Below are 16,000 nucleotides of genomic sequence, written 5' to 3' on the forward strand. Positions count from 1 at the left end.
TGTAAATTTTGGCTGTGCTAAAAAAACTGACATATCTCCTACTTCTTGTCTCTATCAGTATTGTATGTGGAGCTTCATTCGGAGACAGAAGTTTTACTCCTTTATCTCAGGGAAACCCTCCCTATTTTGGGGTATCAATTACTACCAGTCCTGCAGGAAGTGACATGACATTTGCCATTATTCGACCAACATACGGAGGAAGAGTTACAGTTACGCATATATCCAGAAATGACTTTTTACATATTGCCTCCGGAAAATGGAAGCACCCGATTAATCCCCATCGGGAAAACCTATTTGAAGAACACAACGTATTCGGTGGTTTATTTGTTGATTCAATTAGTGGTGAAGAAAATTTATTTTGCCCGGCACTGGACTCTCTCTGGAAAGTAAAATACAATACCAATCCTTATTATTTTAAAAGTGAGGGCTGGGCGCATGGAAATTATATGCCCTCGGCCAAGCAACAACAGTATTTGTATGAAGAATACGGAGTTTATAATCTAAACACCGATTTTTTTGCAGATACCAGTTTCTGGAAAATACTCAGGGATGTTACCCAACCCGAATGGATTCAAAATTATTCCTCACTTTGATCATCCGGCAGTATCCAGTCCGGTTTTCTTTTATTTTTCCATCCTATGTACAAGTTAAGATCTTTTTCCAAATAGCGCGTTATAGCATTTCTTCGCATTTTATCCAGATCTACATTTTCGGAATGAAAGAAAACAAGTAGCGTATCTGTCATCCAAACACCTCCATAATTCTTTAACGCTCTCTCTTCTCCTAATTTCAGAGAGACACAATCCTCAGTAAAGCAATCCAGCCAATTATACATCGCATTAACAGTTAATAAACTGTCTTCATACGACAAGATGTACCAGTTGATTTCTCCGCCCAGACTCTGTTCTGTTAATGACATTTTTGCCGAATATCCGAAACGCTCGGGATAGGAACTTTTTTCTTTTTCTTCGAGTTCAATTGAATCTGCACTAATCTGTTCAACAATCTCTGCAAAATAGGGTATTGATAATTCCTTCTTTTGGAGCGTATCTTTTTGCTCCTCATCGAAAGAATAATCTCTCTTTGCTTTCGGAATAAAATCTTCCAGCACTGCCTCCTCCTTCTCTGATGTGTCCTCACACGAAAGCAACAAACAACAGGCGATAAAAACTACTCCAATTCTTTTATAACTTGTATGCATTGTTCGATGTCCTTCTCATTAATATCCAGATGTGTAACAAAGCGTATCATTCCTGTCCCAAATGATACTGCCAGAATTCCCTTCTCTTTTAACCGTGAAAGTATTTCCTCCTGCTGTTGTACATCTCTCAGGATCGCAACCACAATATTAGTTTCAACGGGAATAACTTCCTCTACCCAATCCACCTGGTTCAATGCTACCTCTAGCTGTTTAGCCCGGTGATGGTCATCCCCCAGCCGATCCACATTGTTTTTAAGTGCGAAGAGTCCTCCGGCTGCGATTATTCCAGCCTGTCGCATTCCACCGCCCATGACTTTTCTGACCCGGCGGGCTTTCCTGATGAAATCAGCAGAACCAATAAGAACAGAGCCTACCGGGGCGCCTAATCCTTTCGATAGGCAAATAGAGATCGAATCAAACTGATCTCCGTATACTTTTGCATCCACTCCGTTTACTGCCAAAGCATTAAAGACTCTTGCTCCATCCAAATGTAATGGCAATCCTGATTTTGTACAAAACTCACGGATTCGCTGTATCTCTGCGAAGTCATAAACACAACCACCTCCCCGGTTCATTGTATCTTCTATTGATACAAGAGCTGTTAGTGGGAGGTGAACATCGTCAGGATTATTTATCCATTTACTAATCTCATCTGCGGATAATCTTCCTCTGTTGCCTTTCAACAAACGAACGGAGGCATTCGCATTGCGTGCAATTCCTCCTCCCTCGTACTTATAGATATGTGCATCCTCATGACAGATTACTTCTGTTCCGGGTTGGCAATACACAGAAATAGCAATCTGATTCGTCTGTGTGCCTGAAGAGCAAAACAAACCCGCTTCTTTACCAAATAATCCGGCTGCGTACTTTTCTAGTTCATTTACCGTCGGATCTTCACCAAACACGTCGTCCCCTACTTCGGCGCGAATCATAAATTCCCGCATCATTTCCGAGGGCTTCGTTACAGTATCACTTCTGAAATCAATCATATCCTATTTCCTTTTTCGCGCCACCATAAGTCCGTCCCGAACAGGTAACAGTACATTTTGTACCCTATCGTCTTCTTGTAACAGCTTATTAAATTCTACCAGTACCTGTGTATCCAGGTCTTTATTTTTCTGAGGATCGGTCACTTTTCCACTCCACAATACATTATCTGCAATAATTAAACCTCCCGGACGTACCATCGGTAACACAAGGTTGTAGTAGTTAATATAATTGGACTTATCCGCATCAATAAAAACCATATCAAACGTTTCCTCCAGACCGGGAATGATCTCCATTGCATCCCCGACAATCATTTCTATCTTATCTTTATTTCCCGAACGGTCAATATATTCCTTCACCATATCTTCCAGTTCGTAATTAATATCAATCGTTATCACTTTTCCACCTTCCCGGAGACCTTCCGCAAGACAAATTGCCGAATACCCTGTATACGTACCGATTTCCAAAATTCTTTCCGGTTGTTGTATATGTGATAATAAACTCAATAATCTTCCCTGAAAATGCCCGCTAAGCATTCTCGGTTGCAGCACATTCAAATGTGTTTTCCGATCTAATTCATAAAGTAACTCTCCTTCTTTTTCTGTATGATTATCGCTGTATTGGTCAATGTCATCCGGCAAAAAGTGCATAATAGTGCTTTTTTTATGATTAAATTTTTATTCAATCCCGAAGATAATTATTTTTAGGGTCAATCAATAGAAATGAAAGACACAGGATATTACGCAATCGGTATTTTCAGACACAAACGAGATCACAATCTAGGTAGCTTATGGCGTTCCGCTTTTATCTTGGGAGCCAAGTACATTTTTACAATCGGAAAAAATTATAAAAAACAAAGCTCTGATGTGCTTTCCTCCTGGGCAAGGATTCCTCTTTTCCATTATGAAACGGCAGATGAGTTTTTTAAGCAAATTCCTTATGACTGTCGGGTTGTTGGAATTGAAATCGATAAGAATGCCGAACCTTTACATGATTTTGTTCATCCGAAACGTGCTGTTTACCTCTTGGGAGCTGAGGACAATGGTTTACCCAGAGATGTAATTGACCGGTGTCACTTTTTGGTAAAGCTACCGGGAAATCATTCATTGAATGTTGCCGTTGCAGGTAGCATTGTGATTCATGACCGGGTTACCAAAATAGAAACTGACTTTCCCGTACTCCAGAAATAGGAATTGGTAAGTCAAAAGACAAAAGAATGAAAGATTTAGATTTAAGTGTACATAATCAGATAGATCCAGCAAAAGGAAAGTTATTGCTCTCCGAACCATTTTTACAGGATGAATATTTTAGCCGATCCGTTATTTTACTTTGTGAACACAATGAGGAAGGCAGTTTTGGATTTGTTCTCAACAATTATCTGGATATTGATCTACATGAAGTCAGTACAAACTTTCCGGATATTCCTGCACGAATTTCACTCGGGGGACCGGTAAAAAATCAAAACCTTTATTTTATTCACTCGCTTGGCGAAATGATTCCGGGAAGTATTCTCATTGCCGATTCAATATATATGGGCGGAGAATATGACATTCTGATTGAAAAAATTCTGGCAGACTTATCCTTACTGAAACACGTTCGGTTTTTTCTGGGGTATTCCGGTTGGAATCAGGGGCAACTTGCGAATGAGCTTAGTGAAAAATCGTGGTTAGTAATTGATCAATTTGATTCCGAGCAGATCATGAATACCGACTATGATTCGATTTGGAAAGACCTTATGTCCAATCAAGGAGGAAAATACGAGATGATGTCCAAATTCCCATTGGATCCTCGCTTAAATTAGCAACTACCCTTTTTAAAGAAAACTGAATAAATAACCGGTTGCAGCACCTCCCAGAACGATAAATACACTATTTACCGATTGAAAAAGAATCAGACAGGATAAGCTCAACAGCATTATTATCATTGTCTTCCAGTCAGTAACGGAATCGTAGAACATCGCTATTCCGACCGAAAGAATGATGGCAACTGCCGCGCTGTTTACTGCATCCAAAAATGAACCTACCAGTACCGATTTTCGCATCTTTGTAACCAGCGGATTCAATATCCAAACAAAAAGAAAAGAAGGGAGAAAGATTCCCAATGTGGCTAATACGGCACCTGAAAAACCATTTAGCTGCCAACCGATAAAAGTAGCTGTTGACAATACTGGACCAGGGGTGAACTGCCCCACAGCAACCGAATCGATCAACTCTTGTCGTGTCAAATAGCCTGCAGAAACCAATTCTGCATCCAGAAATGCGAATAATACATAACCACTTCCATATAGCAAGGCTCCCACTTTCAAAAAAGTCAGAAAAAGTTTCATCCCTCCCAGATTGGCTACTCCCGCCTGAAGAAATAGTGGCAGGAATAAAGAGTTTACTGTTTTCTGTCCTCGTTTTATCGAATACCAAACTACTCCAAGTAGTCCACAAGAAAATAAAGCAATAATCTCATGTACACCCAATAGTGTTGCAGTGAGCGTAATCCCGCCTATTATGGCAAGTTCAACCGATTTGAATGCTTTCTTTCCCAACCGGTAAACCGCAAATACAATAATGGCTATTACAGCAGGTTTGATTCCATAAATAAAAGGTTCTACATACGGCAATTTTCCATATTCCTGATATAACCAGGCTAAAACTCCGGTTAAAATGACAGCGGGAAAAATAAAACTTCCCCCTGCAACAAATAAACCTTTCCATCCGGCTCGTTCATGTCCGCAATGCATGGTCATTTCCGTCGAGTTAGGCCCGGGAATCAGGTTGGTGGCCCCAACCAAGTCCAGAAAATGTTCCCTTGTCATCCATTTTCTCTTGGTTACAATCTCATCTTCCATCATTGCAATGTGTGCAGCAGGACCGCCAAATGAAATTACTCCCAGTTTAAAAAAAACACTTGCTATTTCAACGAGTTTTTGCCTTTCTGTCATTTGGTTGCTTTTCATATTCTTTGCGCCGTACAAAAGTAAAAACGAAACCAACCCTGGTAACGGCTTATTTGAAACAATACTGGTATAAACTAACGAGACATACTACGATATACTGACGGTGTGTATCCGATATGCTTTTTGAAATACCTTGTAAAATGCGATGCATCTTTAAACCCCAGTGAATCGCCAATAGCATTCACAGGAAGGTCGGTATACACCAACTTTCTTTTTGCTTCGGAAAGGATAGCTTCTGCCAGTATTTCTGATGCCGATTGATTTTTCTCCTGTCGGCAAATCCGGTTTAGATTTTGAGGTGTAGTGTTCAATTTTTTAGCATAAAAAGCAACATTATTTACCAATTCCCGGGAATCATATAACAAATTGAGATACGTGTCATAAATAGTTCCCAGTTTACTCTGTAATAACTGATCTCCCTGCTGAATAATTTTATACAAGGCACTTTTTAATAATCCTTCCCAAACAACTTGCGAAGGATGCTGCCCGTCCATTTCTTCCAAAAGTAACCTGAATACATCACTGATAAATTCGATTTCCCGGAGTTTCAATTCCGTCATACTACTCAGTTGCTCCACCAGTCGGATTAACTCTTTGTCCAATACCTGCCTGACAAAATCATTTTTAATAATGAGTACTACTCCTTCCGGTTCTGTAGTTATATCCCAGTGATGTAGTTGGTCTTTCCTGATAACAAAAATCTGGGGAGGATGTATTTCATGCGAACGCATATCAATTGTATGCGTTCCCTCACCTTTTGTTAAAAGAACGATTTCCAGATATTTATTATGCTTATGGGCAGTGGTCTTTCTGACCTCTTTCCTGAATGATGCAACCTTAACAACCTGATCAGACTTCAGTTTATCTTTCACCTCATATAACATCAATCAGCAAAGTGTTACAAATCAAATGTATTAATATGTCTTTCTTTCTTCTCTTCGTAAACGTCTGCAATTGTCACCATAATTCCGGTTTCTTCTACATTTCCAAAATCCGTATTTTCCATCGTTCCGAATGTTTTCATTGTAGGAGACAGTCCCATGTAGATATTAACCAATGGCGGAATAGTTTCATTTAAAGCTCTCACATACGAATTCAAAGCTTTAAAGCCTTCCGTAAAATTAAGTCCATCAAATATCGCTTCGAATTCTTGTATATCTGACTTTATTTCCAATGGTTTTTTGGGGTCCATCAGGTTATCCCTATCCGGGAAATAATAGTTCATAAAATAAAGCAAAATATCCCTGGCTTTCGGATCGTAATTAGGATACATTGTCACTTTCCCAAAGAAATACCGGACATTGTATAATTTCGTAAGTGCACCCAGACCGTCCCAGATATTATCCAACGCAAAGATTCCCTTTCGGGGATTTACAGCGGGTTGATAGCCCGGCTGAACCCAGGATCTCCCCAACTCAATCGTATACGGAGCGTATTCTTTCAAAAAAATTTCTGAAAAATCAAAATAACTCGCTGTAGATATACCAACTGTTCCATCCGGTTTGATCGCCTTGTTTACTTCAATAAACCGATATCCGCCAATTATCTCCTGATCTTCCCTACTATATACGATCAACTGCTCATAACAAATCTCATCTGTATCATAATGATCAATATCACAATCCAGACCTGTTCCTCCTCCGGCAGAGCGGAAAGACAGTTCGCGTAACCTCCCAATTTCGCGCATAACATTCGGAGAATTATGATGATTAACTATATAAATCTCATTATTTCCTTTATTGGTGTACCTTACGAATCTTTCGTTGGTTAATTCGGACTCTACAAGAGCCCTGTCTATAGGTGCTATTATTTCGTTCATCCAGTTATTTCTTAAAACTATCGTCTACTTTGTAAACAATATCCTTTATTTCATTAGCCCATTCCTGATCACTTTTTGAACTATCAAAATGATCTGAGGGAATAGGTTCTCCAAAATAGATTCTTATTTTTTTATTCTTTTGCTTAAACGTTTCATCCGAAAGAAAAAGCATTTCAATATTCGCCTTTATACCTAATCGTCTGCGCCAGGTTGACAACAAATAAAAGAAGTAAGATAATTTCCCGTCAACAAAAACCGGGACAACCGTTTTATTGTATTTTTTCGCTCTGGATACAAACGTTTTTTTCCATTCGAGGTCCCTGATTTTACCATCTATTTTACGGGATACCAGACCTGCAGGAAAAATAAATACCGCTTTATCCGACGAGAATAATTCATCAACAGAAAGCAAAGATTCCGTTGCATTTTTTCCATGTTTATTCACTCCGACAAAAAGTCCTTTCAGGTTGTTAATCTGAAGCAATAAATCATTTACAATAAACCGAAGGTCATTTCGGATTCCTTTCAAAGCTGACACTATAGCTACAGCATCCATTCCTCCCAACGGATGATTAGCGACAAAAATCACTCCTCCCTCACGCGGAATTCTCTCTTCCCCGTATAGTTCAACCGCAATATTAAAATCATGAATGATGGCATCACAAAAGTCTACCCCGGTTTTGTCTTTATGTTTTTCCATAAAGGCATTCACCTCATCTTCGTGTACCTTCGCTTTAAGATAATTCAATATAAAACGCGGCATACGACGATACAGTTTCGGGTTTTTGGAGAGAATTAACTCCTCAACATCAACAAACTTTTTGGTCAACTCACTCTTTTTCATATTACACGACAATATCTTTAGCTGACTTCATCACTTTTTCTTCCAACAATGCAATTGACTTATTGTACATCATTAGCTCAAGATATGTTTTTTTAAACAGGGTCTCTTTTCCCCATGGTTTATCGTCAAAAATCGGTTCAAAAGGGGATGAAAGTCCCAGAAGGTAATATCCACCGTTGGTTGATGGCCCCATCACCGAATTTCGTGTATTGAGCAAGTCAAATGCTTTCTGAATATCCTGTGTATGAATATCACCGCAACACACACCTATACATACAATGCGACCGTATCCTTTTTTGAATCCGTTCCGAAACGCCTCTTTCAGACGTTCTCCTCTATCTCCTTCCGACTGTTTATGTTTGATAAACCTAGTACGACTCCATCGATCGTCCTCAATAATTTCTGAAGGATAATACACATGTCTTCTTGCATCAATTGAACGAGCGACCTCACAAGTATGCTCCTCAATTTGTTCAAACAGAGATTGATCCCAGGTGTTAACTTCATGTGCATCAACAGACAATGGTGAGTCCAAAAAAACAATGAGTAGTTTATCTGTGACTTGTTTGCTCATACGTTGCTTTTTGTCCAATATAGCGAAATTACTTCAAACTTATTTTATAGCAATAAATAAGGAAATGAATAATCCACATTTTATTGGGGATAACACGCAAGTGTGTCTAAAAGAGGTGAAAAGCCAACCCAGACCCCCAGTGCTCCACCCTGTATATTTGTTGGAGCATTTGCCGGAGAAGCAAAAGGATTACCTCCGTTGCTGTCCTGAATATATTTGATTTTCATAAACTCATACGCAGCATAATCCATAGAAGAGATTCTTACAACAACCGTGTCTCCGGTTTTAAAATATCCTTTGAATTCGTCAGGAATATCATTGTCCTCATAACTCCCCATATTTCCGAAACCGAAATCAAATACTAATCCATTAAAAAACTCATCGTCAAATACAGGACCAAAAGCCGGTAAAAAGCGACTATCCGCAGGTTCACCGGCACTATTCTGATGAATCCTTCTCATTTCCAAAAAATAAGTATTATACACAGTAGGGTTATCGTTAATAAGAATCCATCCGAACCCATGTTCTTCCAACTCACCATTAAGTTTAAAATAAACGGAATCCAACACCGGAGGATCGATTATTTTTGTGGAAGAAGTATAGGTGCTACCTTCCACTTCTATGGTCAATCCATATGTTTTTCCAACCTGTCCTAAAAAGTTGGGATCAAATGTGGAATAAGCGCAGAAATTCAACTGCTGTAGGGTTTCTTCAGAAACTCCAATGGCAGCGGCAATAACAGGAATTAACTCCGGCTGAAGATTATCCATACAGAATTCATCCAGTACAACTTCACTTGTGCCGTCATCTACTGTAATAATGGCATTCTTTACAAAATTGTTTTGCAACGCATTAATATCTGTCGGTGCATACAAGTCCTGCGAACGAGTCAGTACTACAATCGGAGGCATTCCGGGTTCTATTCTACCGTCGACAACTATTTTCTGTTGAAATTCGGGTAAATCCAGCTTCACCTCTTTTTCGCAAGCCAGCAAAAGAAAAGCGGAAATCCAGAAAAATATGTAGCTGCTTCTCATGCGTCTAAAATTTAAAATTCCAGGTGATACTCGGTATGATCGGGAAAAGGGATACCTGCTTCAATCCGATCTGAAAATCTCCTCCTGCAGGAGAACCATCTGTATCGACATAAATAAAGTACGGATTCTGTCTGTTGTACACATTATACACAGACATACTTATATTACTTCGGAGTTTTTTCTTTACCTCAACTTTCTCTCCTGTAGCCTTATTTTTTTTCATTTTGGTCGGTTTATCATACCAGGTGGCAGAAAAATCCAACCTGTGATAAGCCGGCATACGGGTAGAGTTCCGCTCTCCGTATTCATACATAATCTGTTCTCCGTTCAGGTACCACGAAACCGGAAGTGTCATCGTATTTCCTGAAGCGTAAACAAAAACAGCTCCAAATGTCCAGCGTTCACTCAATTTGTAAGTCAATGCTATCGACAGATCGTGTCGTCGGTCATATTTGGCAGGAAAATAGTCCGGTTGCAAATCGGGGAATAATCGCTCGGTTTTGGATAAAGTATATCCTACCCAACCTGTTAGTTTACCTATATTCTTCCGGATAAAAAATTCTATTCCGTATGATCTCCCGGTTCCAAATACCAGCAAATTATCCGGATTATCATTCACCGTTTGTTCCGGCAATGCTCCCTCTCGGTATTCAATCAGGTTTTTCATGCCCTTGTAATAGACTTCAACGGAAGTTTCAAACATACCTTTGAAGAAATTCCTGAAGTACCCTAATGAGGCCTGCCAACCACGTTGAGGTCGTGCAATATCTGTACTCGGGAACCAAATATCCGTTGGTAAAGATACTGAGCTTAACGAAGCTAGATGAATGTACTGCGTAACCTGGTTAAAGCCAGCCTTAATCGATGATTTGTCCTTCAACATAAAACGGGTACTAACTCTGGGTTCCCACCCATCATAAAACTTAATTCCTTCGTTCTTTCCGTACACAATTGAACTATCGTTCACCTGCCCCGGATTTTTTATATACCGCTCAAATGGACCTAAATGCTGATACCATGAGTAACGAAGTCCCAAATTAATTTTCCACCATTCTGTTACAGCAAAATCATCCTGCACATAAACAGCTCCTTCCTGTCCGTAAATACGTTGAATATCTCCCGTATCGAAGACTACATCTGCCGACTCAGCTGAAACACTTGTTGGTGTAAAAACATGATAGGTATAAGCCGCTCCGAATTTTATCTCATGTCGTGGAGTCGGATAATACGAAAAGTCGATTTTCCCGCCTATATCACGAACACCTGAAAACAGTGAAAATTTAAATTCGTCCTGCTCCGAGTTAAACTGAAAATTGTAATCTGTAAAGACACCGGATATATTCATAAACAGTTTTTCTCCAAATAAATGATTCCACCGGATTACTCCTGTAGCATTTCCCCAGGGCATTTCCACTCTAAAATCATCTTTCGCGTTATTAAATATAAATTTGTCTTTTCCGAAATAACCGCTCAGGTAAATTTTATCCCGTTTTGAAATCCTGTAATTCAGCTTGGCAGTGTAGTCATGAAAAAAATAACTGGATCCGTGAAAATTTGACGATTCGGGTACAAATGCTTTCATAAACAAATCGATATACGTTCTTCGTCCACTCAGAATAAAAGATCCTTTATCTTTAACAATGGGACCTTCTACCGTAAGACGTGACGACAAAACACCTATTCCTCCCGAAACAGAAAATCGTTTATTATTCCCCTCATTCATATTGACTTCAAGAACGGATGCTAACCTTCCTCCGAATTGAGCCGGCATGCCCCCTTTAATAAGATTAACGTTTTTTATCGCATCCGCGTTGAAAACAGAAAAGAATCCAAATAAATGAGATGCATTGTAAACGGTAGCCTCATCCAATAAAACCAGATTTTGATCCGGACCTCCCCCTCTGACATAAAAACCCTGTGCCCCTTCATTTGCTGATGCAACTCCGGGCAATAGCTGAATTGTTTTAATAACATCCACCTCTCCCAAAAAAGCAGGGAGGGTTTTCATTTGTGAAACATCCAGAGAGATTGTCCCCATTTCGGTACTTTCTGTATTCTTATTTTCGTCTACGGCCGTCACAACCACCTCGCTTGTAACGCGTGATTCAGGTAGAAGAGAAATATCCAGGGAAACATCTTTTGAGAGTTCGATTGTATCTGTATAGCTGTCAAATCCTAAAAAAGATATTTTACAAAAATATCGTCCTTCCGGAAGACTAATAGAGAAAAAACCATAGGTATTGGTTACCACTCCTTGATTAACTTCAGGAAAATAAACCTGTGCTCCGATCATTGTTTCCCCCGTTTCTCCGTCTTTTACATAACCGCTAACCGAATATTTCTGAGCAAAAGCGGTTGAAACCGTAAAAAAGAGGAATACAAGAAGGGTAAAACTATATTTTTGCTTAGAGTACCACATTGGTTTCTTTGTCAAATTGCTTAAAGGATACAAAAACGGCAGCTGCCGCAATAAGAATCATTGTTGCAAAACTAATCATCAGTAGTCCGAAATCGAGTGTTCCGGCAATCAACTCTTTTGTAGCCAGTACAACGTTTACAATAGGAATTGCAGCGGTTGCCACATTCAACTCTATTCCCGGAAAGAATCCGACCATTGCAGGGAGGATCACCAAAAAGTTAAGTGGAGTAATAATACTCTGCGCTTCTTTAAATGATTTCGCATATACCGCTATCGGAATCATTATTCCCGCAAAGAAGATGGTAAGAGGAATTAAAAGTAAGTACAACATTCCCAAAAACTCTCCGCTCAAAATACTATACATGATTTCAAGCAATTTTGGGTCTTTGATCAAATCCAATACTTCAATGGAAATAAACAGACCGAATAATGCGAGAGATGCAGCCATCAAACCGGACAAAACCACAACAATCATTTTACCAATCAGTATCTTCCAACGTTCAACCGGTGTTGTCAGCAAGGTTTCTATAGTACCTCTTTCCTTTTCCCCCGTAAATAAATCAATAGCCGGGTACATACACCCGATAAAACCGAAGGCTATAAACAAATATGGTAATATTCCCCCGGCAAGTTTTCCCAATGTTTCTTTGTCACTTGCCGTATTCGAATAGGTTATCTGGACTGGTGTCACACTCTCAACAGACAATTCCATTTCATTGAGACGCTGAATACGCATCGCTTCAGAGATCGCATCCAGATATCCTTTTACCCGTTCTTTGTTTCCGATTTTTGTTGCATTTACAAATACTTCTATCTTACTCGTTTTGTGGTTTTTCATATCTCCATCAAAACCAACCGGTATAGATATTGCAGCCTGAACACTGTCTTCCTGAACAAGTTCCTGCATAACCGCGGGATCAGAAACGGCAACAAAATCAAGGTTAGACAAACTATCAGGTAAAGCTTTCAACGCAGTAACAATCGGGTTATTCTCAAACTGCTGATCATAAGCAATGATCATTTTCTTCGTCATAGCATCCTTTTGAAAGCTTTCTGAAACGTTAACGAATACAGTAAGAACAACAGGAAATAAAAGTACCGGGATCACGATCATTGTCATTAATGTTCGACGATCACGCAACGTTTCTAGTAAGTCTTTTGTAAAAATTGTGATTATTTGCTTCATGTTATCCCTGATTTACAATTCGTATAAACTCACCCGTCAGGCTATCTTCCTGCATATTGCCTCTAAATTCTTCCATTGTTCCACTGTACAACAGTTTCCCTTTATGAATGATCGCCAAATCATCACATAACAAATCTACTTCTGACATGATATGACTGGAAAATATGACTGTCTTTCCCTGCGTTTTACAATTGCGGATCAACTGAATAATTCCGGCAGATGTAATGACATCCAGTCCACTGGTTGGTTCATCAAAAACTACCACTTCAGGGTCGTGAATCATTGTACGGCAAATTGATACTTTTTGCTTCATACCCGTACTCAGTTTTCCGATTCGCTTATGAATGAAATCGGTCATATTTAACAATTCGAAAAGGTATTGCTTTCTTTCTCTGAGTTGAGCAGATGGTACCTGATACAATTTCCCAAAATAGTCAATGACTTCATTGGGGGTCAGACGCGCATATAATCCTGTTGATCCTGTTAGAAAACCAATTTTCTTCCTTGCTTCCTGGGGTGATGCTATCGCATCTACCCCACCGATTCTGATTCCGCCCGATGTTGGGCGATAAATCGTCGACAACATTCGCATTGTTGTGGTTTTTCCGGCTCCGTTTGGTCCCAGTAAGGAAAAAATTCTTCCCGGTTGGCATGTAAAAGATATTCTGTCAACTGCAATGGCTTTCGATTCTCTGGTATTCAGTTCTTTCTTTTGTTTGGCAGTAAGCGTGAATTCTTTGTATAAGTTTTCAACTTCTATCATAATCTGTTCATTCTGCCTATAAAGATATAAAACAGCCCATTAGTCGCCAGTAAACTATATGTGTTTTTACATTTTTTTTGATCTATTCGCCCGCCACAATAATAAAATCAGGATTAAACGGCTGAATTACATCTATAATCTGGTCAATAAAAGCATCTGGATTTTTAAGGTACATTGGTAGAAAATTATCATATCTCTCCTGTAGCCCCTGCTGAGGATATAATTTCTGCTGTATCTTCTCCATCCGGTTCAAGTCGTTTTCAAACCGCTGCTTTTCTGCTTTCAGTAATCTTCCTCTTACGTTATCAAGGGATTTTCTGAACCGCGCCATTTCTCCTCCAACCATACCCGCCAGAGAGACATCAGTCTGTTCGGCTTTGTATTTCAGGCTCTGCTCTAATTGCTCCAGCAAGGTTTCTTCACCCGAAAAATCCAGTTCATTTCCTGACTTCTCCAGAACGTATTCCTTTCGCAAGTCCTCTATTCGCTTAGCAAAATCGGAAAATGACAATCCCAAATCCCCCATTCTCCCTGCTGTATTCTTATCAACAAATTGCAGAGAACTTCTCAATCCTAATAACGGGAAGGGAATTTCTACTTCTTCAAAAACACCTTTTAACTGTAACCAGTAAGCTAATTCCCCGCCGCCACCTATATAGGCAAGATTCGGTAGAATCGTTTCCTGATAAAGCGGACGAAGAACTACATTCGGGGAAAACAATTCAGGGCGGCTATCCAGCAAATCCATCAATTCCATGGGAGAAAATTCTCCTTTCCCTTCAATACTTATTTTTCCTCCTTCCGGAACAAGTCGCTCCCGGTGTCCTTTTTCAATGAAAAATAAATTTACCGGACGAGGCATAACCTGGGACTTAAAGCCCATTTCCTGTAGTTTCGCTGATGTTTTTTCAACCTGATGAAAAGCAAAAGAACTAACCAGATCTTTTGCCATGGTCTTTCTAAATAATTTTTTTAGGTCTGCGTGATCCGCGTCGATAATCACCACTCCGTATTTCCCAAATAAATAGTGTACTAATCGAGCAGTAGCTTCTGCAAGATTCTCTCCTGAATAATGGCTAAACAAGACTTCTAACTCATCTTTTTTATCCGGAAAAAGACCAAAAACCTCCTGTTGCCATTGATCCCAGTTTTCTGTTTCATATCGTCCAACAGGCCCCGACTGTCCGGTATGCCACTCTATCTTCTTCCCAAAAAGGTGAAAATGATTGATTTCTTCAAAATCATGATCCTCGGTAGCCATCCAATAAACCGGAACAAAATTCTTATCCGGATACTCTTCTTTCAGCTCTTTAGCCAGTTTAATAACATGAGCTATTTTATAAATAAAAAATAACGGCCCAGTCATCAGATTAAGTTGGTGACCTGTTGTAACCGTATACGTAGAATCATCCAACAAACGGGTCAAAGCATCGTTTTGTACTATTCCCCAACGGTTATATTGCTCTTTCAGCACCTCCACCAAACGTGACCTGCCATCAGCTGTAAACTGGTTATCTTTTCTTCTCATTACTTCACCAAAAGCTTCTTTAGAAAAGGGGGTTCCCAAAAACCCTTGTAAAGCCTCCTGTTGATATGCCAGTTTGCAGTGTAACTCCGAAAAAAAAGGTAATTCGCTGCGATTTATTCGTTCAATTTGCATGCCACAAAGGTAACGATTCTACCTGTTGCAAGACGGAAGAGTAAAAGGAATTTATTCCGGAAAAACTGTTCAGGAGTGAAAAAAAATGGTGATTTTTGCATAAAATGAATAGAATGGAAAAAGCAAAAATAACAACCAACAAAGGTGAAATGATTGTTGAGTTTTACGAAAAGGACGCTCCTAACACAGTAGCCAATTTTAAAAAACTGGCAAATGACGGATTTTATAATGGTTTAAACTGGCATCGCGTTATTCCTGATTTTGTTATTCAGGGAGGGTGTCCGGACGGAACCGGTGCAGGCGGTCCCGGATACAGCATTGACTGTGAACTGGACGGAGACAATCAGTTTCACGACAGAGGCGTTCTTTCTATGGCACACGCCGGAAGAAATACTGGAGGTTCACAGTTTTTCATTTGCCACAGCCGTAAAAATACAGCACACCTTGACAGAAATCATACTGTTTTCGGAAAAGTGATTGAAGGGCTGGAAACACTGGATGCTATACGCCAGGGTGATACGATCGACAAGATTGAAATTTTCGAAGCATAACTGCAATACATC

The 16,000-nt window shown here is 39.6% G+C and carries 17 protein-coding genes; 4 read left to right on the forward strand and 13 right to left on the reverse strand.

All coding sequences use genetic code 11. The features are described 5' to 3' along the window. Positions 1-14 precede the first annotated feature (14 nt). Positions 15-593 (forward strand): hypothetical protein, encoded by a 579-nt coding sequence (locus AC4PL9_RS06755; RefSeq protein WP_491603989.1) that lies wholly within the window; start codon positions 15-17, stop codon positions 591-593. Here the strand turns inward: AC4PL9_RS06755 and AC4PL9_RS06760 are convergent. From AC4PL9_RS06760 to AC4PL9_RS06770, 3 genes are read right to left on the reverse strand one after another with little or no spacing between them, the layout of a single operon-like run. Continuing rightward, the gene (locus AC4PL9_RS06760) at positions 578-1,201 is read right to left on the reverse strand and encodes a hypothetical protein (protein WP_491603990.1); all 624 of its coding nucleotides are present in this window, start codon (positions 1,199-1,201) and stop codon (positions 578-580) included. The two genes, AC4PL9_RS06755 and AC4PL9_RS06760, sit on opposite strands and share 16 nt — an antisense overlap. Then, positions 1,171-2,190: a threonine aldolase family protein gene (locus AC4PL9_RS06765; protein WP_491603991.1), complete on the reverse strand. Its 1,020-nt coding sequence runs from the start codon at positions 2,188-2,190 to the stop codon at positions 1,171-1,173. Before AC4PL9_RS06765 ends, AC4PL9_RS06760 begins: the two co-directional genes overlap by 31 nt. 3 nt (positions 2,191-2,193) lie before the next feature. Continuing rightward, the gene (locus tag AC4PL9_RS06770; RefSeq protein ID WP_491603992.1) at positions 2,194-2,838 is read right to left on the reverse strand and encodes an O-methyltransferase; all 645 of its coding nucleotides are present in this window, start codon (positions 2,836-2,838) and stop codon (positions 2,194-2,196) included. Between the two features lie 72 nt (positions 2,839-2,910). On the opposite strand from AC4PL9_RS06770, the gene AC4PL9_RS06775 reads away from it, so the two are divergent. Both AC4PL9_RS06775 and AC4PL9_RS06780 read left to right on the forward strand, forming a co-directional pair. Further along, positions 2,911-3,378, forward strand: a complete 468-nt coding sequence (locus AC4PL9_RS06775) for an RNA methyltransferase (RefSeq protein ID WP_491603993.1) — start codon at positions 2,911-2,913, stop codon at positions 3,376-3,378. A 26-nt stretch (positions 3,379-3,404) separates the two neighbouring features. After that, a complete protein-coding gene (locus AC4PL9_RS06780; RefSeq protein ID WP_491603994.1) occupies positions 3,405-3,989 on the forward strand; it encodes a YqgE/AlgH family protein in 585 nt (194 codons plus the stop codon). A 12-nt stretch (positions 3,990-4,001) separates the two neighbouring features. On the opposite strand, the gene chrA is transcribed toward AC4PL9_RS06780, so the two are convergent. From chrA to bshC, 10 genes are all read right to left on the reverse strand, one after another. Further along, positions 4,002-5,120 (reverse strand): chromate efflux transporter, encoded by a 1,119-nt coding sequence (chrA, locus tag AC4PL9_RS06785; protein WP_491603995.1) that lies wholly within the window; start codon positions 5,118-5,120, stop codon positions 4,002-4,004. An 89-nt stretch (positions 5,121-5,209) separates the two neighbouring features. Continuing rightward, positions 5,210-6,007: a helix-turn-helix domain-containing protein gene (locus AC4PL9_RS06790; protein WP_491603996.1), complete on the reverse strand. Its 798-nt coding sequence runs from the start codon at positions 6,005-6,007 to the stop codon at positions 5,210-5,212. A 26-nt stretch (positions 6,008-6,033) separates the two neighbouring features. Next, entirely contained in the window at positions 6,034-6,954 is a 921-nt protein-coding gene (gene glsB / locus AC4PL9_RS06795) for a glycine N(alpha)-acyltransferase GlsB (protein WP_491603997.1), read from the reverse strand. 4 nt (positions 6,955-6,958) lie between these two features. Further along, positions 6,959-7,798: a lyso-glycine lipid O-acyltransferase GlsA gene (glsA, locus tag AC4PL9_RS06800; protein ID WP_491603998.1), complete on the reverse strand. Its 840-nt coding sequence runs from the start codon at positions 7,796-7,798 to the stop codon at positions 6,959-6,961. Position 7,799: 1 nt separating this feature from the next. Beyond that, entirely contained in the window at positions 7,800-8,372 is a 573-nt protein-coding gene (locus tag AC4PL9_RS06805; protein WP_491603999.1) for a DUF2064 domain-containing protein, read from the reverse strand. 80 nt (positions 8,373-8,452) lie between these two features. After that, positions 8,453-9,409: a DUF4249 domain-containing protein gene (locus AC4PL9_RS06810; RefSeq protein WP_491604000.1), complete on the reverse strand. Its 957-nt coding sequence runs from the start codon at positions 9,407-9,409 to the stop codon at positions 8,453-8,455. 4 nt (positions 9,410-9,413) lie between these two features. Continuing rightward, positions 9,414-11,828 (reverse strand): TonB-dependent receptor, encoded by a 2,415-nt coding sequence (locus AC4PL9_RS06815; RefSeq protein WP_491604001.1) that lies wholly within the window; start codon positions 11,826-11,828, stop codon positions 9,414-9,416. Next, on the reverse strand, positions 11,815-13,014 hold the full coding sequence (locus AC4PL9_RS06820) for an ABC transporter permease (RefSeq protein WP_491604002.1): 1,200 nt from the start codon (positions 13,012-13,014) through the stop codon (positions 11,815-11,817). Before AC4PL9_RS06820 ends, AC4PL9_RS06815 begins: the two co-directional genes overlap by 14 nt. A gap of 1 nt (position 13,015) precedes the next feature. Beyond that, a complete protein-coding gene (locus AC4PL9_RS06825; protein ID WP_491604003.1) occupies positions 13,016-13,777 on the reverse strand; it encodes an ABC transporter ATP-binding protein in 762 nt (253 codons plus the stop codon). Between the two features lie 82 nt (positions 13,778-13,859). Further along, positions 13,860-15,437, reverse strand: coding sequence for a bacillithiol biosynthesis cysteine-adding enzyme BshC (gene bshC, locus AC4PL9_RS06830; RefSeq protein WP_491604004.1), 1,578 nt, complete (start codon positions 15,435-15,437; stop codon positions 13,860-13,862). Positions 15,438-15,550: 113 nt separating this feature from the next. Between bshC and AC4PL9_RS06835 the strand changes: the two genes are divergently transcribed. Next, entirely contained in the window at positions 15,551-15,988 is a 438-nt protein-coding gene (locus AC4PL9_RS06835; protein ID WP_343785739.1) for a peptidylprolyl isomerase, read from the forward strand. Positions 15,989-16,000 lie beyond the last annotated feature (12 nt).

The organism is Wandonia sp., assembly GCF_984588085.1.